A 19,416-nucleotide genomic window follows, 5' to 3' on the forward strand; every position below is an offset into this window, starting at 1 on the left:
CTTTCCTATTTAATGGTAACTTCATAGATTTTCGGCCAGTTTTTGCCCGTCACCAGCATATTGTCTCCTTTAAAAGCAATTCCATTCAATACATCATCGCTCCCTTTGGTATTTTGCTTTGCAATATCAGTAAAGTCGAATGTTCCCACTACTTCACCGGTTGCAGGATTAATTTTCAAGATAATAGGTTTTTGCCATACATTGGCATAGATAAACCCGTTGTGATATTCCAGTTCGTTCAGCTGATCATAAGCCTGAGTGCTTCCCGCTACAGCAATGTATTTAATCAGTTTTGACGGATCATTCGGATCAAGGAAATACAGCAGTTTACTTCCATCCGATGCAATCAGGTTTTTACCGTCGTACGTCAATCCCCAGCCTTCACCCAATACATTAGGGTATGCAAATTCGGTAATCAACTTCAATGAGTTTTTATCATAGATATATCCTTTCTTACTCTGCCATGTCAGCTGATACACTTTATCCCCTACAATGGTGCTTCCTTCAGAAAAGTCCTCTGGTGCCTGTTTAGTAGAAGCAAGCGGGGTTGTTGTCCCAAGTGTATATTTTAAAATCTGTGAAGAACCGTTCTGACCGTCACTCTCATAAATCGTGTTTCCTTCGATCTGGAACCCCTGGACAAAGTTTTTAGGATCATGCGGATATTCTGCAATAATCTGGTATGAAATATTCTTTTCAGGATTCTTTGCAAACACATTGATCGTTGCATCCTGATTCAATACTTCGCCTCCTTTTGTTTTGATATTAAAAGTTACGGCATTATCCCCTAATGTGAAAAATTTAGGGTCAATCGTTAAATCTTTAGTTTCTTTATCCCCGAAACTGATGGTTACGCTTTCTGCATTATCTGTCACTTCTTTAGGAAGTGTAAGCTTATCTCCGAAGTGATATCCCTTTGCTTCCATTGAATTATTATAGGTGCTCAATGTATCAAGAATCTCTTTATCCTTATTACAAGAAGCCAGTAATAAAATCGCTGCGAAACCCGCTATTATATTTCTTTTCATTGATTTTCTAAATATTTCCCCAAAAATAGCAAATTTTATTCCGTACTGCCAATATTATCCACAGTTTCACCAAATTGTAGTATATAGCCATTATTATCATAGATGGCAAATTCCCTCATTCCCCATTCAAAAGTTTCTATTTCATAGCAGATTTTAGCTTTTGTTTTAAGATCTTCCCATAGCTCATCCACCTCATTTACATTGAAATACAATGATCCTGTAAAACCTATTTTATCAACTTTTTCATTTTCGTTGGGCTGAGAAAGCATAATATAAACGTCATCCTTCCGGAGTGAAGCCCATTGCCAGTCATCATTTCTACCCATTAAATTAAAGCCCAGAATATGGATATAGAATGCGATAGTCTCATCAATATTTTCCGTCCAGAGAACAGGTCGAAGCCCGGTATATTTTATCATTACTGCAATTCAAAAGTTTTCCTGTGGATTTTCATGTTTAAAGAAATCCATGTTTCCTGATCAATCTGTGCTTCATTTCTGACTGCAGGGTCAATGGTAAAGCCCACTTTTTTGTAACATTCAATAGCTCCGGTATTCCAATCATAAACATTTAACTCTGCCGTTTCTTTATCAAAATGACCAAATCCATACCTTAGCAGTTGCTGCATCACTTTTTTTCCATAGCCTTTCCCCCTGTTATTTTCGTCCCAAATCAATATGCGTCCAAGCAAAAAGGTCTCTTCTTTAAGAAATATCTGGGCATGTCCAATGGTGTTTCCGCCTGTTCCATCAACAATTTTAAACAGTGTCCTGTTTTCATTAGCGAGATCTTCTTCCAATTGCTTTTCAGTCAGAGGAAAATGATATGCAGGTCCTGCAAACTGCAACAGCATTCTTTCATTTTTTATTTTTGAAATCAATTCGGAAGAATCGTCAATGGTAAAAAGCTGTAATTCTATCATCTTTTATTTTTCTAAATATGTTTTCAGGCTATCCCCTATAATACTATTCCAGCCTCCGGTGAAACTTTCTCTTGAAAAATTTTCTCCAAGATCTTTAAAATTTTCAATTCCTTCATGGGTTAATTTTACTTGCACACTATGGTCTTCCGGGAATAATTCCCAGGTCACAATGGTCTTCAATGGAGAAAAATCAGGATAAGACCAGGAATGCTTCAATAACCGGGCGGGAATAATTTCCAAAATCTGGCATTGATGATGGTATTTATTTTCACCCCCGGGTTCATAGAAATTAAATACTTTTCCTACTTCAGGTTCAAAATCCTGAATATCAAAATACCAGGATTTCATTTCATTTTTATCAGTCAATGCTTTCCAAACCTTATCGATAGGAGCATTTATCTTGTATTGAATGATGATTGGCGTATTCATATTATTAAAGTTTGAATGAACTACTCAATTATTTTTAACCACAAAAGTCACAAAAGAAACTTAATACTTAAGGTATTTTAAAGTTAATATTTACTATTGAAAAGCACTTAAGTTTTTATTTACTTTGTGAATCTTATGCAAGTTAACCTTAATTTTAGACTTGGCTTAAATCCTTTTTATGACTTTTGCAGTTTATTTTACTTTATCGTAAAAATCTTCTGTTATCCATGTGAGAATCCGGTAATTTTTGCTTCATCAAAATCCAGCTGCATTTCTATGGCTCTCATTACATGATCATCAAAAATCTTTTCTTTTTTCATTTTATGCAGTTCGTTCCTCTGCGCCTGGATGATTTGCCTCAGCACATCTTTATTTTCATTGATGGCAGTTACATAGTCGCCTGTGGAAGCCATACATTGGGCTTTATCTGCCATCAGCATCATTTCATTTTCCAGTTTATGCCTTTGATGGCGTACCAGGCTGTTGGTTTCTGCAAGTTCTGAAAAATCATTTTTCAGTTTGTGAAGTGCCGTTTCTTTCAGCTTACGCATAAGGATAACTTCCTGTTTTTCTTCAGGTAATTCACTTCCGGCATCCTGTATTTTTAGTAATTTCAGGATCGGAGCCAATAACAACCCTTGCCCTACTAAAGTAATCAGTATAATAACGAAAGTTACAAACAGAATAATGTTCCGGTGTGGAAAAGCTTCGCCGTTCGGTAAAAATGCAGGAATAGACAATGCTGCAGCTAAAGAAACTACTCCTCTCATGGCAGCGAAACTGATGATAAAAGGTTCCCTCCAATCCGGTTTTGGAGCTTTAAGCCTTAATTCTTTGGAACAGAGCCGCGGAAAATACATCAATGCATAACTGTACAATATTCTTGTTCCGATAATAGCACCTCCGATCACAATACTATAGAAAATCCCTTCTGAAATGGTATAGTCTTTCATGGCTTCTACCACAACAGGCAGTTCAAGGCCAATTAAAATAAAAATAATAGTATTCATTAAAAAGATCAGTACACTCCATACATTCCCAGACTGAATTCTTGAGGTATGGCTCAGATAACAGTGAGAATTGTATGACATCAGCAATCCTCCGGCCACTACAGCCAGTACTCCCGAAAAATGGAAATGCTCAGCCCCCACATACATAATGTAAGGAACGATAAGGGTAATGACCGTATCTATATTGGAATTGGAAGGAATAATCTTTAATAATGCTCCAAACAAAAAGCCTACCGCTACTCCTACCGCAATTCCTCCAATCGCCATGGTAAAGAAATCCTGAATAGCATCCCTCCATATAAACTGACCGGAAATAACGGCTGCCAATGCAAACTTGAATACAATTAAACTGGATGCATCGTTGATCAGGCTTTCTCCTTCCAGAATACTGGTGATCTTTTTGGGAATTTTCATATGTTTCAGTACGGAAGTGGCTGCCACAGCATCCGGTGGTGAATTGACGCCTCCCAACAAAAATCCCATAGCTACTGTAAGCCCGGGGATGATAGAGGATGAAAGGTAAGCCACTACCACAGATGTTAAAAACACCAAACCAAAAGCCATGGAAAAAATCTGTTTTTTCCATTTATGAAAATCCTGCCATGAGGTAAACCAGGCAGCTTCAAATAAAATAGGTGGCAAAAATATAAGAAAAACCAGATCCGGTTCTATTTCAACCCGCGGCATTCCCGGAACAAGGCTTATCAGTAATCCTGCAATCACAAGAAAAATCGGATAGGCCACTCTGAGCTTTTGCCCGATCATTACTAATATCATTACAGACAGTAAGACTACAATGGATATTATAACATAACTGTGAATCATTTCGTTTTAGTTTTTTTAAGTATCATTTTTTATTATTAAGACAGAAAATACGAGGAAAAGCGTGCTGATTTACTAGCTGGTTATCTAAACCTTATAGGTTTTAAAAACCTATAAGGTTTCTTTTTTATCTTATACAGATTTTGCAGATAGCGCAGATTTAAATTCTGACTTCATTATTTTTTAATCTTAAAGTACAATATTATTTTTCGGAGCAATAGCCGGCGGAAGATCAGACTCATCCAGCATATCTCTCATATCAATTTCGATCGTCCGGCTGATCTGGGTGATCGGAACATCGTTCGGGCTACCTTCAAAGGGGTTTACAGAAGCTTCGCCTACACTGTCTAATGTATGAAAACACCACGTTACCAGTAATGAAAACGGAATATTAAACCATAATGTCCATCCTTCTAAAGCCGTACCGTCACCCAGCTTATCCAGTTCTTTTAATAGTCCGAACGGTACAAAGAGAATAAACAGTAAGAGAAGGTACGTTGTGATAGAAGAAAAGTTCCTCGGATAAGGAAAATTCTTAATTCTTTCGGCTTTTCCCTGGTCATCAGTAAATTTCACCAACTGCTGATTGATCTGTGTCCATTGAAAATCGTTGATCTCTCCCTTTTCATACGCTTCAGATAGTTCTTTACTCTGGCTTGCCATCAGCTGTGTTGCCCTGTTTTTTTTGCTTAAAATATATTGAAGCTCATGCTCTGATAAATATTTTTTCAGCTCTTCGTCCAACCGGGTCAGTCTTTCCGGAATATCATATTTCCTGGAGTATTCATCAAACTGGACAGTTCCCATATTTTCCCATGCCCTGGGTTCCCGAAGCTGAAATCTGAGTGCTGTAAGCCATGCGTAATGGCGAAGAAACATTTCTTTTACCTTTTGGGGATTTTTTGAGGCAAGGGCATCTCTCAGAATATAACCGAAACTACGGCTATCATTGATAATGGCTCCATAAATCTGCCTTGCTTCCCAAAGCCTGCTATAGCTGGCATTGTTTTTAAACCCCACGATAAAGGCTACTGCCGTTCCCATGATAGCTATAGGCTGCCAGGGCACTGAAAGAAATTTCCAGCCTAAAAAGTATAAAACAGTAGGAATGGCTGATAATAATGTTAAGGCATAAATACTGTGGCGCGTCCATTTCGCAAATTCGCGTGCTCCAAATCTCTTTCCTGAATGCATATGTGTTTATTTTATTGTATTAATGTATTGATTTTTTACAAAACCGTTTTTCCATCATCCGGGCATCCAGCAAAGTACGGTTCTTATTAATTTCTGGTAAACGGAATATTGTTATAAAAACCAATCTGGATCTGCCCGCGGTTTCTGTTTTCCTGGAGCTGATTCATATATCCCGCTTCAATCCGCATATTTTTATTGATAACATATCCTAATGCGCCATATACCCTGTTACGATCGAAAACAGGACTGTCGAAGTGCAGGAAGATTTCATTATAAACGGATGCATAAAATGTTTTCGGCAGCATCTCTTTTTGAGTAATCGGAATATTCAGTCCCAGCATATACCTGAACCTCATTCTAAAATCATCTTCCAGAAAACGTTCTTCCAAACGATACCGATGCTGAAGATTAAAACGCCCGAATTTCTGTTTGGTAATATACTGTTGAAAAATCCGGTGTTCAATATTCTCTTTCTTTTCACCATTTACATAAGGCTGGCTCAGAATAAAACCATATCCCAGCAAAACGTTATTATTGTTTTCCGTAAGGTCATATCCTATCCCGGTACGGATTAAAAGCTGTTCCAGATCCCCGATGGCATCAAAATTACGATACTGGATTTCATTATGCCAGTTCAGTTTCTTGCTGATTTTGTTATTTCCAAAATACATATACCAGGCTCCCAGCTCATTTTTCTGAGCATAGAGAGATACTGATCCCAGACTCAATAAGGTAACCGCCCACTTTGTAAAAACCTTTCTCATGTTTGTCAATTACTATTATCTATCGTTTTAACAAAATTAATAATTTAAATCAATAATAACAAGTAATATTTCATAGAGAGCTGTCTTCCATATGCTAGGATTAAAAAACCGGCAGAATAACTGCCGGCGTGTATTATAATTCCACATTAAAAATTATGGTTGCTGCTGCATTTTCGCAGGATCATCATAATTGACCATCCAGTTGATGCCAAACTTATCGGTAAACATACCGAAGTAAGCTCCCCAGAAAGTATTTTCCATTGGCATGGTTACCTGTCCTCCTGCAGAAAGTCCGTTAAACAGCTTATCTGCTTCTTCTCTGGATTCTGCATTAATGGAAATTGAATAATTGTTTCCCAGTTTAAACCGGGATGCCCATTCTCCGGCGGTATCGCTACCCATCAGGATTGTTTCTTTCGAAATCGGAAGAGAGACGTGCATGATTTTGTTTTTATCTTCTTCGGAAGTTTCTTTACCTTCCACTGGAGGCATTTCTCCAAAAGTTCCGATATAAGGATATTCTCCTCCAAAAACAGATTTGTAAAAATCAAATGCTTCTCTGCAATTTCCGTTAAATGTTAAATAAACGTTTACTGTTGCCATGATTGTTTTTTTATAAGTTAAGTTTTAATAAGCTTTCAGATGATTTATATAGAATTACCTGTGCTGATCTATTAGAATCATATTTCCATCGGGATCTTTCAGGTAGATATGTTCAGGGCCTGAAGTATTTTCATCAGCCTCTTTATCCAGCTCTATTCCGTTTTCCTTCAAATGTTTCTGTATACTTCGTACATCATCGAAAGCGTCCAGGTTTTGGGCATTTTCATCCCAACCAGGGTTGAAAGTCAGCATATTTCCGTCAAACATAGCCTGAAATAAACCGATCAGGGTACTTCCGTTTTTCATAATCAGGTAATTTTGCTCCATACCTCCACCCATTGTAGTAAAGCCCAATTTTTCATAAAAATCTTTAGACTTTTGAAGGTCTTTCACACTTAAGCTAATTGAGAATGCACCTAATTTCATATTCTTTTTGTTTTTAAAGCGAATGAATGTCCTGCGAAAACCAGTCCCCAAACAAGTATTCCCAAAATCCAGAACCAGATGGGAGTGGGTACAATAGACATCATATAAATAGACATCAGTAAAAAAATAATTCCACAGACAATGGCTGCAACTGGTTTTCCATTATTGGCAATTTTTGAAGCGGTAAATCCCGAAACAAAGGCAGCTGCTGCATATGCCAGAATGACAAAAAACAAAGCCATGAAAGGGGCCTCAGCAACATACTTTTTCAATGCTTCCATGTCTCCGTTCATGGATTCTGCAGGAGGCGGATAAAAGTAATGTCCTATATTTTCAATTGCTGTGATACAGACAGAGCCCGTAATAAGCCCTACGACTACTGCCAAAATGCGTCTCAACATGGCTATTGGTTTTTTAAACGGGTTTTAAAATCTAGTGTACCGTCATAGCTTCTCCAGTCACCGGTGAGTTCAATATATTGTCCTTCTACCTTTTCGGTTTTCTTATTCCATTTGAGGTTATACACGAATTTTCCTTTAAACAGCCCCGAATGTTTCCCTTTATTCTCTTCCGCCAGCTCATATTCACCGAAAACAGTTCCCTGTCTCTTGGCATCTTTATACTTCAGAATGGTGATCTTCCCTTCGAATCTGGTATAATTGGTATCTACAAGAGAATATCCTGATACAAAGTATTCCTGATCATTTTTCTTATTCTGTTCGGAAGTATTGATTTTAAGTTTCAGTTCCTGTCCTTTGCTTCCGATGGTACCGATATAGGGTTTGCTGTTATTCAGCCATACATTGGAGATATCCGGCATTTGTCCCCAAACCAGGTGGGTTGCCAGGATGAAAAAGAATACAAGTTTATTCATTCTTATTTTTATTTTTAAAACAGATGGAGTATCATAACAATTGAATAGTTGCATATACTCCATCCGATTATTTTAAACTCCGAATTGTGACAGGTGGTGGTTCAAATGTTTGGCAAACATATTATTCCATTCCTGTGCGCTTAATTTTCCGAAGGAAAAAGATTCCTTACCATCAAAGGCTTCAGCACCAAGCTGCTGGGTTTTTTGAATAAATCCGATCAACCTGGTTTTTTCTTCTTCAAAGTTTTTTCTTCCCGTAATCAAAAACTGGGGTGCTGTAGGAGAATCCCTCGGATATGCTTTTTCACCCACCACTTTAGGTTTCACAAAAGTTTTTAATATAAATTTTGCTATGGTTCCCGGTTTTTTATGTTTTTCCGGTTCGTATACCATTTCATAGGTTACACAACAATGCGCCAGCATCTGGTCTACCGTCATTTTCCCCCATAATCCATGGGTATCTTCCACAAGCTTATGTATTCTATCAATATAGCTTTGAGCATCTTTTGCATCAAATACGTTTTCCATATTTTTTCTAATTAACTGTTGACAAATATATCAGTTTTTTTGTTTGATTGTATAAGTCTGTTAAAAATTACAGTGATGCATTACGGGACCGGCTGGTGATTAAGTATAATACCAAAATAGTAACTGAAAGAGTAAAATGACGACAAAAATGATTAGAGTTTCAGCAAATGGTATAATTATCTGTTGTAGCCTAACATTTGGTATCCTGACAAATCTCCTGTAACCATATCTTCATCACAAAACCAGCAACCAGAAAACCGGCAACAAACAGCCGGAAAAGCAGAAGTCAGCACTCTTACTCTCCATCCTCATGAGACACATTCTCAACTGCTATTTCCTGAGGAGCAGCATTTTTAAAAATAAACCACAGCTTAATCTTTAGTGCGATCCAGCCCAGAATAGCATAGACTACTACCAGAACGCTCAGGTGTTCCAGGTAAGGAAAGGTGAGTTCTACAGAACCTTTCTGAATCAATAAAATTTTAAAGGCCTGTAAAAAGGGAGTTAACGGAATTATATTGGCAATAAACTGAACGAAGGCAGGCATTGCACTTAGCGGCCAGGTAAAACCACTGATGATAAATGCAGGGGAAGCAATTACCATAAGAATCTGGGTTGCCTTCAAGGCATTCGGTATCAGTATACTGATGAATACTCCCAAAAATGAAGCTGATCCTACAAAAACAGAGGTAAGAAGGATAAAATTGAGTATTCCTTCGGGCATCGGAACCCTGAAAATCATATGCATAAAGTAATAGATACTTACGATAAGAATTGAAAATACCCAGATCGGAATTACTTTGATCAGCATTGTAGGAAACGCCCATCTTTTCATTTTTATATATTCTTTTACAAATGATCCTCTTTCAAATTCTGCTGCAAAGCTTACTGCCATTGCCAACAGGATAACCTGCTGCAGAACAACGGCCAGCATGGCAGGCCACATAAAGATCAGGTAGTTTCCTGTGGTATTGAATAATGTAATATAATTGGCTTTAAAAGGCTCATATTGTGTAGCGGCTTTTGCTGCCGGCATTCCTGCTTTTTGCAATGCCTTGATTGAAGCTCCGGCGGAAAACGTTCCTATCGTAAGCTGAAGAGCTTTGGAAGCAAAATTTGCCGTCAAGACGTTTCCTGTATTGATATACACATTCAGTTCAGGATATTTTTTCTGAAGCATATCTCCTTCAAACCGGGAAGGAATAATGACAACTGCTGCCGCTTCATGCCTGATCACCTCATCTTTAATACTCAGAGGTTCCTGCAGGTATCTGATAATTTTGATGCTTTTATTGTCATCCAGCATCTCAGTCAGCTGATTGGACAACGGAGTATTATCCCTGTCAATAACCAGCACAGGGGTATTTTCAACTTTCCCGCTTTTGTAAACAAACCCCAGCAAAGTGGCATAAAAGACCGGTGCCAGAAAGAACACTGTCCTTAAGGTAGAATTGCCGATAAAAAGTTTGAACTCACGTTTTAAAAGACGGAAAAATTCTTTCATCTGTTTATATTTATTGTTGTAAAGCCTGAAGAGAATATAGCTATAATTAAATCCCGACTCTATTTTATTTCAAAATAACATTTGCATTGACTAAAATATTTTTAGCCTTATTCATATCTTTTGGTTTTACCTTGATCTCGTAGATTGCATCCTGCAGCTGATAATCAGGATAAGCTGTTGTAATGTCCGCATATTTTGTCAGCTGTTTGATATATACGATAGTTCCTGTCAGGTTTTCTTTATTATAAACCACCTGCATATTAACTTCCTGTCCTTTTTTATATTTTGAAATAGCACTTTCAGGAATGGTAAACCTGAAATAGGTACTTTCAGGAATATATCCGTTAAACAATGCAAACCCCGCTGTTGCCAGTTCTCCTGTATTCAGGCTGATGGTTTCTATTTCCATATCATTGGTGGCAATAATATATCTCTCAGAATAGGCCACATTAGCCTCCTGCAGCGCACCCTTAGCCTGGGAAGCCTGCCCTGCCGCCATTTCCACTTTTTCGAAGCGGGTACCTCTTTTCACATCATCCAGTTCTGCCACTACAGCATCGTATTGTGCTTTTGCTCCTTGCAGTTTGGCATAGACCTCATCATGGGCCTGTGGAGACATGAGGCTGTCACGGAACATATTGTTTGCCCTTCTGTACGATTTTTGAGCAAATTCATATTGTTCTTTCAGGCCTTTGTATTTTGCCTGAAGCTGTCTCATCTGATCTGCCGTAGCGCCGTTTTTCGCCATCTGCTCCTGAGCCGTTGCTGCATTTACCGCTCCCTGTGCCTGCGCTATTTTTGCAGAAACCTCCGGAACATCCAGCTGTGCAAGGGTATCCCCTTTTTTCACAGTTTGCCCTTCAGAGACAAATATTTTTAAGATTCTTCCGGTTACTTTCGGAGCAAACGAGATAACGTCTTTTTTTGTTTTCCCTTCCGGTTCTTTTATTTTTTCATTTTTCTGATTACAGCTCCCTAAAAAAAACAGAGCAGCAAAGAGTATAGATATATTTTTAAGCATCATTTTAATTTTTTAAGGGATTAAATAAAGTTTGGTGATATCCAGTTCCTGGGTAGATCTCATCAGTTCTATTCCCGCTCTTCTCTGATTGAAAATGGCATTTTGATATTCCAGTTCGGCAACTTCCAGATCATTTTCTGCATCAATAAGCTGGGATGATTTGCTCATCCCATACCGGAATTCTTTTTCAGCTTGCACCAAAGCATTTTTTGCCAGTTCTTTTTCTTTGGCTTTCAAGGCGATCTGTGCAGTAGCAATATCATAATTGGTCTGATTATTGGCCAGGTTCAGGGATAATTTTTTCAGGGCATCTTCTTTTTGATTCTGAAGGACTTCTTTTCCCACTTTTGCTGTTTCTTCAGCATGTTTTCCTTCTTTTCCGTCAAAGATTTCCCATTTAAAGCCTATTCCTGCAGTAAGTAATGGAAAAATATTGACATTATTCGGACTCCAGTCCAGCTTCTTTCCTTCATAACCAAGCAATGGAACAGCCGGAATGATATTTTCTGAACTTTTAATCCTGTTTCCATATAATCCTATATAATAAGCTGAAGCCATCAGCTGCACTTTAGGGATCATCCATGTTCTCTCGGCCTTTATTTTATAATCGGCAGCGTTGATCCCATGTTCCAGCGCCCGGATTTCGGCTCTCTGCTCGATTCCTTTTTCCGCAGCCAATAGTTCTACCGGAGATAAAACAGGATCTATCAGCCTTAGTCTTTCCTTGCTGATTCCTGTCAGGATATACAACTGTGTCAGAAGGAGTTCTTTTTTTCCTTCATATTCCACTACTTTTGCATTCAGAGTAGCCTGAGCCAGTTCAATTTTCTTGTGATCATATGGGGTAATCAATCCATACCCTAAGGCTTTATCAGCAGTCTTTTTATTGATGTCAAGCCTTTTTGTACTTTCGTCCAGTACTTTTCTGGACTGATGAATCAGGGCCAGCTGGTCGTAAGCTTTAGAAATAGTAGCCACCACTTCATCCCTTGTTTTTTCCAGTAAAATATCTTCAGACTTTTTCTTTTCTTCCACTGCTTTTTTCAGATACTTCACTTTTCCTCCGGAATACAGCAGCATTTTGGCATCTGCTTTGGCAACACCTGAAAATCCTGATACGTTAAAGTTATTGTTGAAGGCACCTTCCGGGATATTGATGAAAGGGGCTAAGTTAATTTCCGGTGACGTCAGTCTTGCTGTTCCATTCAGATAGCCGGCTTTACCGCTTAGTTCCAATGTAGGGAGAAAGATATCTTTCAGCTTGTGTTCATCAAGATCGGTAAGTTTATTCTGGGTAATCTGCATTTTAAGGCTCGAGTCCCGAACCATTGCACTATCTAAAAGTTCTTTAAAATCCGGCGCAGACTGTGCCCAGCCTACAGCAGGAAAAGCAAAAAAACTAAACGCAAAAATCAATAAATTGTTTTTCATGGTTTATGTTTATAACAAATATAATGCAAAAATTGTTTAATTCGTCATAGATAATTCAACAAAGCTGTGAATTTAAAGCAAGTTTAAAATATGTTTAATCATTATACACTATTGATCATGGATATATCCCGTTTGTTTAAGTTTAATTTAAAAGAAGTTTTATTGTAAAAAATGTTGACTTAATTTTCATTGATGCTGTGTTCTGTTTAAAAAAATGACGGAGGATAAACAATGTAAAAACAAAAAATATAAAATTTTCAGAAACGTTTCGTCCTTTGTGGCGGGAAGCCGGAAGTTACTTTTCAGCTGTAATTACTACAACCAATCGTACTATTCATTTACTTCAAAGAAAACCAACAGATGGAAACATCCATATTTTACACAAAAAAGGCCCTCCACACCACTGCAGAGAGCCTTTCGTTTATAATAAGCATATTTTTACTTCTGAACTGCCTTTTTCATTGCGGCATCAGGGCGTAAAACCCTGTAACGGACTTCAATATCTTTAGGCACATAAAACACTAATGGAAGTTTACTGTTGTACCTTACGATTTCCGGTTTTAAGGTAACAAACTTTTTAGTCAGCTTTTGTTCCGGGCAGGCCATCAATGTTCCTGCTGTTTCTCCTTTGGATTCCACTTCATAATAGTTGTACCCCCATCCCTGAAGATCCTGGCTTTTCATTTCTCCCATTAAGGAGTATTTATTGCAGTCTAACATTTTTTCGGTTCCAACGAAAACTTCTACTTTTAAATCATTTTCATTTTTTGCTATCGGAAGCTGAATATATACTTGCTTATAACCTTCTTTAGCTTTCGGGAACATTTCAATCTGCAGTTTTTCAAACTTTTCAGCTTTCTTTTGAGCGAAAGCAGTTACACCCGCCATCAATACCAATCCTGTAATTAAAGTTTTTGAAAATTTCATTTTATTGGGTTTTAAAATTTTAATTACTACCCTATAGCCAAAAATCATTCCAAAATCTGAACCCCTGTACCTTTTGTGTGGGCATTCATCTGTGGGGCATAATAGTTCTGCATGGTGGTAATCCCGTTGGAAAATTTACCGGAAGCATTGGCAACCACGTCATACTCAAACACATATTTTCCTTTTGGCATGTATTGAATATAGAAATTAGTGGAAGCATCTTTTGTAGACTGATAATAGCCTAAATTATTTTTCCACTGGTACCCCGATAAAGCATCTAATGGTTCAAATCCTGCGGCCCTCATATCTTTAATATGAATAAATTCCATCGGACGATCTGTATTTAAAATCATTCTTACCGTCACCTTATCTCCTACTTTTAATGGAGTTCCGGAGGATATTTTCTGAAGTTCTTCACCGTTTACAGTTTTCACTTTTTTATAAAGTTCTTTCGTCACAGAGATATAGTTTTCAGAGGATTTAATTTTGTCCAGGTCTTCATAATACTGCCAGAACAGTCCGCCCTGTACAATTCCCGGCCCCGGTTTTGTTACGGTAACGGTTCCCAGATCTTTATTGATTATGTCTGTTTTCACGGTAGATTTCACATAGCCCGTAGCCTGTGTTTGCGGTGACAATTCTTTTCCACCCCAGACAACAGTAGCTTTGTCACTCTCTCCTCCTGTCCAGGATTTTCCTGTATTAAGTATCGTAAAGATAACCTCAGCAGTTCCTCTCGAGCTTCCCCATGCGTTGACTTCTTTCTGGGTCACCAGCCAGATCTTCATCTCTTCGATAAACTGCTGGTCATTGGCTTTTAATTTGTTGAATGCTTCCAATGCACCGGCATGATTCACTACTTTTGAACCAAACCATCCCCAGTCATTAAAGTTTTGCTTCCAGTAGACTCCTTGTGTTTTGGTATCTGTAGAAGTTTCTTTCAGATAGGTCATCAATTTATCAGATACATCTTTCAGACCGTAGTCGTTCATCAGCAATGCTGCACGATGTAATCCGAAGAAAGTAAAGTCTGTGATTTTTGCTGTTTTTGCCTTTTGTTTTACCAAGGTTTTCAAATTTGCCCCACTTCCTTTCAACGGGTGTTCTTTTTCCCAATAGTTCCGGGTATCCAGATAATCCAGTGCCCAGTTGCTCCAGACATTATCTTTCTTTACATCCCAGTATTTGCTGATCTCATTATCAACATACTGAATCAGTTTTGCTACCAGGATTTTTTGTTCAGAGCTTTGATAGTCTTTCACATTATCCTTTAACCAGAAGTTGATTTTCCCTAAGTTTTTAAGGATATACAAAGAAGTCCCGTAAGAACTCGGGTATCCTGAATACCATGAGAATCCGCCATCAGGATTCTGAAGTTTTTTTAATTCATCCCAATCCTGCTGAATGGAGTTTTTCATCGTATTTGCATCAAAGAGTAATGCTAATTTCTGCATCTGCTCTTCTTCATTTTTACTTTGAAGCACCCAGGGCGTTTCTTCCAGCAATAGCTGTTTCAGTTCCTGGTTCTTTTCAAGGTTTGAGTTGAGTAGTCCTTTATTTTGATATTCTTCAAAAACAGTTTTCATTTTCGGATTGGCCTTGAATATTTCAGCAGCCAGTACATCGGCAAACCATTTATTGAAAATTACATCTGCAGATCTGTTTGGATCATTTTTCAGGCTTGGAAGCGCAAACATAATCTCCCAGATCGGGTTGGTGGTTAATTCTAAGGTGTTGGAAACATTAGAAGCCGTTGTGGAAGTATTATTTTTAAGATGGTCCAGAACAAAGGTCTTCGTTTCTCCTTCTTTTACAAAAACAGGAACGGCATCCGTAACCAGCATTCTGTTGGGCAGTACTGCTACTGCCTGTTGTTCTCCATCGGAAAAGGCTCCGGCTTTGGCCACTATTTTCAAAATAATGGAAGAAACATTATCAGGAACTTTCAGTTTCCAGGTTAATGCTCCGTTTCCGTTTTCAGCGATATCAAAGTTCTGTATTCCTGAGGTTACTCCGAATTTTGAAGAAATGTCTTCATTGGTAAAGGCATCTAATATCTTCAATTCGGCAGAACCGCTTAGTTTTTTGCTGCTAAGGTTGGATAGCTTTGACTGTAGGTTCAGCTCATCTCCTTCTCTTAAGAACCTTGGATAATTCGGTGTTACTGAGAATTCTTTTTGGGTCACTACTTCTTTTTCCAGGGTAGCAGCTCTGGCATCTTTGGTATGAGCCAGGAACATCAGTTTCCATTTTGTAAGGGCTTCAGGAGAGGTGAATTCAAAGTTGACATTGCCTTCAGCATCTGTTTTAAGATCAGGATAGAAGAAAGCAGTCTCGTTCAGGTTTTGGCGAACAGGGACTTTTTCCAGGTTTTCTTTTTGCTCCGCCTGGTTTTCAACATCTGCTTCAACCTGTTGTACTTCTCCAGCTTCTTTTGATACAGCTCTTTTACTATATCCTGTCACCACAACTTCCTCAATATTTTTATTTCTTGCCATAGCAGAAGGTGCCGGCATAACGCTATCATATGCAACAGTAATTCCTGCTGCTCTTCCTTGGAGTGAAGAAAGCAGGTTGCCATCAAACCAATTAAAGCTTGGAACCTCTACATATGAACCGTTGAAATACTTAAATCTTTTCTGGTACCCCTTCTGCAAAAGATAATTTCTGATAGCATAAGAGGTAATGATTTTAAACGGCACATATAATTTATCCCAGCTATATGTATTTTCTGCAAACTGATCCAGCGACATATCGTACATATTGGCCAATACTTCAGCATTGATCTTTTCTTTATCATTTCCGGTTACTTTCACGGTCCATTTTTCCTTAGAGTTAGGTTCCAGTTTATCCCTGAAGGTAATGGTTTCAATTTTCAAAGGTTTCTCAGTATCTTTTATTTTTAAAGAAACAGGCTGTGTATTCACATCATTAAATGCAACTACCTGAAACTGGATATTCAGTTCTGAGACGCTTTTATCTTTTGGAATATCAGCTGTATATTCCAATATTCCTTTTTTCAGCTGGTGAGTTTCAGAAATTGTTTTTCCTGAACCATCCTGAACAAAAACATTCACTAATGCATCCGGAATGGCTGAATACACATAGATTTTCACTTTTTCTCCCCTTGAAACTTCCTCTTTCGGGGCAATAACGGTCAGGAACGTTTTTTGTCCCGGTTTCAATGTGCTTTTATCCCAGACACTGAAATTTTGTGAAGTCCTGATCGTATCTTTTCCTTCAATATTGAACAGTTCCAGCCGGTAATCTCCTGCCTCCAGTTTCCCCAAATCAAGTTTATCTGCTGTTGGCTGTTGTTGCCTTTCTACAATCACTTTTTCGGTCTTCCAGTTTTTGATATCATCATTTTTATCAAATAAATCATGAGGAAACCTTCTGATAAATTCTTCTTTTGAATATTTCGGAAGATCCTGAACTGCAGATTTGAAATTATCCCTGAAAATTCTGTCCGGGGCTGTCAGTTTGGATAATTTTACCTGATAAGGCTTCCTGAGGATTTGTTCATTATAATTTTTTGTTTCTACTTTTAGCTTTACATTTTCGTCGCTAAAGGTATTCTTAATTTCATCTGCTTTGATGTAATGGGAGACAGAAGCTACTTTAAGCTGAGTATCGGCAGATTGCGTTTCTCCGTTGATATCGGTAACTGAAGCATTGATTTCATAGTTATCAACCTGAATACCTTCCAGCTTTTCATCCTTTTTAAGATCAAGACGGATTACAAATTCTCCTTTTTCGTTGGTTTTCACCTCTCCCAGAATTGAATTTTCATTGTCATCATCGTCTTGTGGATACCACCAGAAATATTTCCATCTGATGTTATGCTTTTTGATTTCGTAATGAACGGTTGTATTATTTAAGGCCACTCCGGAAAACATCATTGCTTTTCCTTTCAGCTCTATCGTCTGGCCATATTTATATTCTTCTTTTACAGGTTCAAAAGTAACCTCAAATTTAGGTCTTTTGTACTCTTCCACTCTGAAATCCTTATATCCCTGCGGATCGCCTTCTGTTTTCAGATAAAAGGTACCATTCAGCTGACCTTTTGGCAGGATGAAACTTCCATGGTAAGAACCAAATTCATTGGTGGTAAAATCTTGTGAAGAAACTTCCTGGCTGTTGGCATCCAATAAAGTAATTTTCTGCTTAAGGCCCGGTAATACAGATTCTACCTCCTTATTCAGCTGAGTATTGATGACTTTAAAATAGACGGTCTGGCCTGGTCTGTAAATAGCCCTGTCTGTAAATATCTGTATTGTTTTACGAGAATCTTTGTTAGGATTAAAATTTTCCACACCATTGCTTCCATATACCTGCATCATCTGGAAGTCATTGGTTTTTGGCTGACGGATCAAAAAGGTCCTGTAATATTCTTTATTGGCGGTGGAAGGAAATTTGAAAACCCCTTTTTCGTTAGTTTTTCCATCCACTTTGTTCAAAGTTTTATTAGAAACAAACTCGTAGAAAATAAGGTTTTCATTGCTTACAGGCTTCCCGTTTTCGCTGTTTACTAATTTCAGTTCATTGGACAATGGGTTATTGTCTGTTTTGGTCTGATAAATGACTGTATTCCCGGAAACCAAAAAATAAAAATTCTGTCTGGAATTATTCTCCTTTGTACCGTCACCCGCCACGGAATATTCTACAACATACGCTCCGGCAGGAAGGGGTTGTATTTCCAATGAAGTTTTATGAACCTGGTAATCTTTAGGATCGGAAAGCTGATAGGTCTCCTTTCGCACCAGGTTCTTTTTGATCCGTCCGAAAATATCGGCATACGAGTTTTGAATATACTGCAGCAGAGAAGTAAAATCCTCTTTTACTTCATAAATGTTTAAAGAAAACTCAGATACATTTTTATATTCTGCCACCAGATGAACCGGCATATTGCTCTGAGTCTGCTGTTCATATCTGATATTGAGCAACGGAGTGATAATCTGCTCCTCTTTATTTCTGATATTTCCCAGAAAAGGGGATTTGGGGTATTGGCTTTTTGCCTGTGCAGCCACTGCAATGGCTTCTTTATTTTTCTTTTGGGTAATCAGCTCATTCATGATATCTTCCATGATGAGTACTTTATAATCGCCTTCTACATTTGACTTTAACAGATTCTGAAGTTGCTCAAGCCTGTCTTTACACTGGTTGAAATTGCAGTTTTCTACCAGCTTTTCTTTCATGAAATACAGCCTGGAGTTTCCTTCGTTTTTCGCAATTAACTCATCAAAAATGGTATTCACAGAAACACGATTTTCAGCAAGTTCATTTTTAGTAAAAAGGCCGTTATCTGCTAAAAAACTGATTTTCTTTAAGGAATACCAATCAAAAAGAGTTGGGAAATAAGTGATATCTTTGGTACCCGAAAACACTTCTTTATATTTCTCCAGGGCAACCGCCTTCATTTCAGGCTTCTGCTGATCCAGCTCCTGATAGGTTTTGGTTAAATAGTTTTTAAAATCAAGTTTGCTCCAGGTTTCAATCTGTGACAGGTCTTGTGAATTGATATTGGTCCTCCCGTTGATCTTCCAGGAATTCTGGTTGTAATAATCCAGGAAAAAGCTACTGAGTAACACTTTGAATACCAGTTTCCCTTCTCCTTTCAGTTTTCCTTCTGTTTGCTGAAGCTTACTGAAAAATTTCGATGCGGCATCGTTCTGATCATCATCCACGGTCCGGTTGACAATACTGAATTCCGCTTTCAGTGCACGGATCAGCTGCAGGGTATTATTTTCTTTCATCGCCTGATTTTGTATGTCTAAAATAACGGGAAGATTAGATTTATAAGCTCCCTTCTTGCTGTTTTCTACGATTTTTTTCCATTGGTCATCATAGTATTTCTGTGCAAAAACCTTTGAAAACCCCAGCATTAAAAGCAAAAGCATAAATATCTTGGAAAATCTTTTCATATATATTAT

General features: G+C 38.0%; 17 protein-coding genes. All 17 read right to left on the reverse strand.

Annotation, left to right across the window (positions count from 1 at the left end; genetic code table 11):
• Positions 1-5: 5 nt before the first annotated feature.
• Positions 6-1,028 (reverse strand): glutaminyl-peptide cyclotransferase, encoded by a 1,023-nt coding sequence (locus OK18_RS20295; protein WP_053329195.1) that lies wholly within the window; start codon positions 1,026-1,028, stop codon positions 6-8.
• Positions 1,029-1,063: 35 nt separating this feature from the next.
• Complete coding sequence (locus OK18_RS20300; RefSeq protein WP_053329196.1) at positions 1,064-1,447, reverse strand: VOC family protein; 384 nt, start codon at positions 1,445-1,447, stop codon at positions 1,064-1,066.
• On the reverse strand, positions 1,447-1,950 hold the full coding sequence (locus tag OK18_RS20305; protein ID WP_050020340.1) for a GNAT family N-acetyltransferase: 504 nt from the start codon (positions 1,948-1,950) through the stop codon (positions 1,447-1,449). The genes OK18_RS20300 and OK18_RS20305 overlap by 1 nt, the downstream gene beginning before the upstream one ends.
• A 3-nt stretch (positions 1,951-1,953) precedes the next feature.
• Complete coding sequence (locus tag OK18_RS20310; RefSeq protein ID WP_053329197.1) at positions 1,954-2,379, reverse strand: SRPBCC family protein; 426 nt, start codon at positions 2,377-2,379, stop codon at positions 1,954-1,956.
• Between the two features lie 221 nt (positions 2,380-2,600).
• Positions 2,601-4,214, reverse strand: a complete 1,614-nt coding sequence (locus tag OK18_RS20315; protein ID WP_053329198.1) for a Na+/H+ antiporter — start codon at positions 4,212-4,214, stop codon at positions 2,601-2,603.
• Between the two features lie 186 nt (positions 4,215-4,400).
• A complete protein-coding gene (locus OK18_RS20320; protein ID WP_053329199.1) occupies positions 4,401-5,405 on the reverse strand; it encodes a bestrophin family protein in 1,005 nt (334 codons plus the stop codon).
• A gap of 86 nt (positions 5,406-5,491) precedes the next feature.
• On the reverse strand, positions 5,492-6,169 hold the full coding sequence (locus tag OK18_RS20325) for a DUF2490 domain-containing protein (protein WP_053329200.1): 678 nt from the start codon (positions 6,167-6,169) through the stop codon (positions 5,492-5,494).
• 153 nt (positions 6,170-6,322) lie between these two features.
• Complete coding sequence (locus OK18_RS20330) at positions 6,323-6,772, reverse strand: VOC family protein (RefSeq protein ID WP_053329201.1); 450 nt, start codon at positions 6,770-6,772, stop codon at positions 6,323-6,325.
• Positions 6,773-6,826: 54 nt separating this feature from the next.
• A complete protein-coding gene (locus tag OK18_RS20335; RefSeq protein WP_050020335.1) occupies positions 6,827-7,198 on the reverse strand; it encodes a VOC family protein in 372 nt (123 codons plus the stop codon).
• Positions 7,195-7,599 carry a hypothetical protein gene (locus OK18_RS20340; RefSeq protein ID WP_053329202.1) on the reverse strand — a complete coding sequence of 135 codons (405 nt, stop codon included), beginning with the start codon at positions 7,597-7,599 and terminating at the stop codon, positions 7,195-7,197. Before OK18_RS20340 ends, OK18_RS20335 begins: the two co-directional genes overlap by 4 nt.
• A gap of 2 nt (positions 7,600-7,601) precedes the next feature.
• Positions 7,602-8,072, reverse strand: coding sequence for a hypothetical protein (locus OK18_RS20345; RefSeq protein ID WP_050020333.1), 471 nt, complete (start codon positions 8,070-8,072; stop codon positions 7,602-7,604).
• 72 nt (positions 8,073-8,144) lie between these two features.
• Entirely contained in the window at positions 8,145-8,600 is a 456-nt protein-coding gene (locus OK18_RS20350; protein ID WP_053329203.1) for a DUF1569 domain-containing protein, read from the reverse strand.
• A gap of 295 nt (positions 8,601-8,895) precedes the next feature.
• Positions 8,896-10,104 (reverse strand): ABC transporter permease, encoded by a 1,209-nt coding sequence (locus OK18_RS20355; RefSeq protein ID WP_053329204.1) that lies wholly within the window; start codon positions 10,102-10,104, stop codon positions 8,896-8,898.
• A 64-nt stretch (positions 10,105-10,168) separates the two neighbouring features.
• Complete coding sequence (locus OK18_RS20360; protein ID WP_053329445.1) at positions 10,169-11,125, reverse strand: HlyD family secretion protein; 957 nt, start codon at positions 11,123-11,125, stop codon at positions 10,169-10,171.
• Between the two features lie 12 nt (positions 11,126-11,137).
• Entirely contained in the window at positions 11,138-12,556 is a 1,419-nt protein-coding gene (locus OK18_RS20365; protein WP_053329205.1) for a TolC family protein, read from the reverse strand.
• A 438-nt stretch (positions 12,557-12,994) separates the two neighbouring features.
• A complete protein-coding gene (gene eco / locus OK18_RS20370; RefSeq protein WP_050020331.1) occupies positions 12,995-13,483 on the reverse strand; it encodes a serine protease inhibitor ecotin in 489 nt (162 codons plus the stop codon).
• Between the two features lie 44 nt (positions 13,484-13,527).
• On the reverse strand, positions 13,528-19,407 hold the full coding sequence (locus OK18_RS20375; RefSeq protein ID WP_053329206.1) for an alpha-2-macroglobulin family protein: 5,880 nt from the start codon (positions 19,405-19,407) through the stop codon (positions 13,528-13,530).
• Between the last annotated feature and the right edge of the window lie 9 nt (positions 19,408-19,416).

The organism is Chryseobacterium gallinarum, assembly GCF_001021975.1.
In the GTDB taxonomy this organism is placed as follows: domain Bacteria; phylum Bacteroidota; class Bacteroidia; order Flavobacteriales; family Weeksellaceae; genus Chryseobacterium; species Chryseobacterium gallinarum.

What these genes read in the sequence shown, in the direction of transcription:
- OK18_RS20295 (WP_053329195.1), bottom strand. Translation starts at nt 1,028, where the DNA reads ATGAAAAGAAATATAATAGCGGGTTTCGCAGCGATTTTATTACTGGCT.
- OK18_RS20300 (WP_053329196.1), bottom strand. Translation starts at nt 1,447, where the DNA reads ATGATAAAATATACCGGGCTTCGACCTGTTCTCTGGACGGAAAATATT.
- OK18_RS20305 (WP_050020340.1), bottom strand. Translation starts at nt 1,950, where the DNA reads ATGATAGAATTACAGCTTTTTACCATTGACGATTCTTCCGAATTGATT.
- OK18_RS20310 (WP_053329197.1), bottom strand. Translation starts at nt 2,379, where the DNA reads ATGAATACGCCAATCATCATTCAATACAAGATAAATGCTCCTATCGAT.
- OK18_RS20315 (WP_053329198.1), bottom strand. Translation starts at nt 4,214, where the DNA reads ATGATTCACAGTTATGTTATAATATCCATTGTAGTCTTACTGTCTGTA.
- OK18_RS20320 (WP_053329199.1), bottom strand. Translation starts at nt 5,405, where the DNA reads ATGCATTCAGGAAAGAGATTTGGAGCACGCGAATTTGCGAAATGGACG.
- OK18_RS20325 (WP_053329200.1), bottom strand. Translation starts at nt 6,169, where the DNA reads ATGAGAAAGGTTTTTACAAAGTGGGCGGTTACCTTATTGAGTCTGGGA.
- OK18_RS20330 (WP_053329201.1), bottom strand. Translation starts at nt 6,772, where the DNA reads ATGGCAACAGTAAACGTTTATTTAACATTTAACGGAAATTGCAGAGAA.
- OK18_RS20335 (WP_050020335.1), bottom strand. Translation starts at nt 7,198, where the DNA reads ATGAAATTAGGTGCATTCTCAATTAGCTTAAGTGTGAAAGACCTTCAA.
- OK18_RS20340 (WP_053329202.1), bottom strand. Translation starts at nt 7,599, where the DNA reads ATGTTGAGACGCATTTTGGCAGTAGTCGTAGGGCTTATTACGGGCTCT.
- OK18_RS20345 (WP_050020333.1), bottom strand. Translation starts at nt 8,072, where the DNA reads ATGAATAAACTTGTATTCTTTTTCATCCTGGCAACCCACCTGGTTTGG.
- OK18_RS20350 (WP_053329203.1), bottom strand. Translation starts at nt 8,600, where the DNA reads ATGGAAAACGTATTTGATGCAAAAGATGCTCAAAGCTATATTGATAGA.
- OK18_RS20355 (WP_053329204.1), bottom strand. Translation starts at nt 10,104, where the DNA reads ATGAAAGAATTTTTCCGTCTTTTAAAACGTGAGTTCAAACTTTTTATC.
- OK18_RS20360 (WP_053329445.1), bottom strand. Translation starts at nt 11,125, where the DNA reads ATGCTTAAAAATATATCTATACTCTTTGCTGCTCTGTTTTTTTTAGGG.
- OK18_RS20365 (WP_053329205.1), bottom strand. Translation starts at nt 12,556, where the DNA reads ATGAAAAACAATTTATTGATTTTTGCGTTTAGTTTTTTTGCTTTTCCT.
- eco (WP_050020331.1), bottom strand. Translation starts at nt 13,483, where the DNA reads ATGAAATTTTCAAAAACTTTAATTACAGGATTGGTATTGATGGCGGGT.
- OK18_RS20375 (WP_053329206.1), bottom strand. Translation starts at nt 19,407, where the DNA reads ATGAAAAGATTTTCCAAGATATTTATGCTTTTGCTTTTAATGCTGGGG.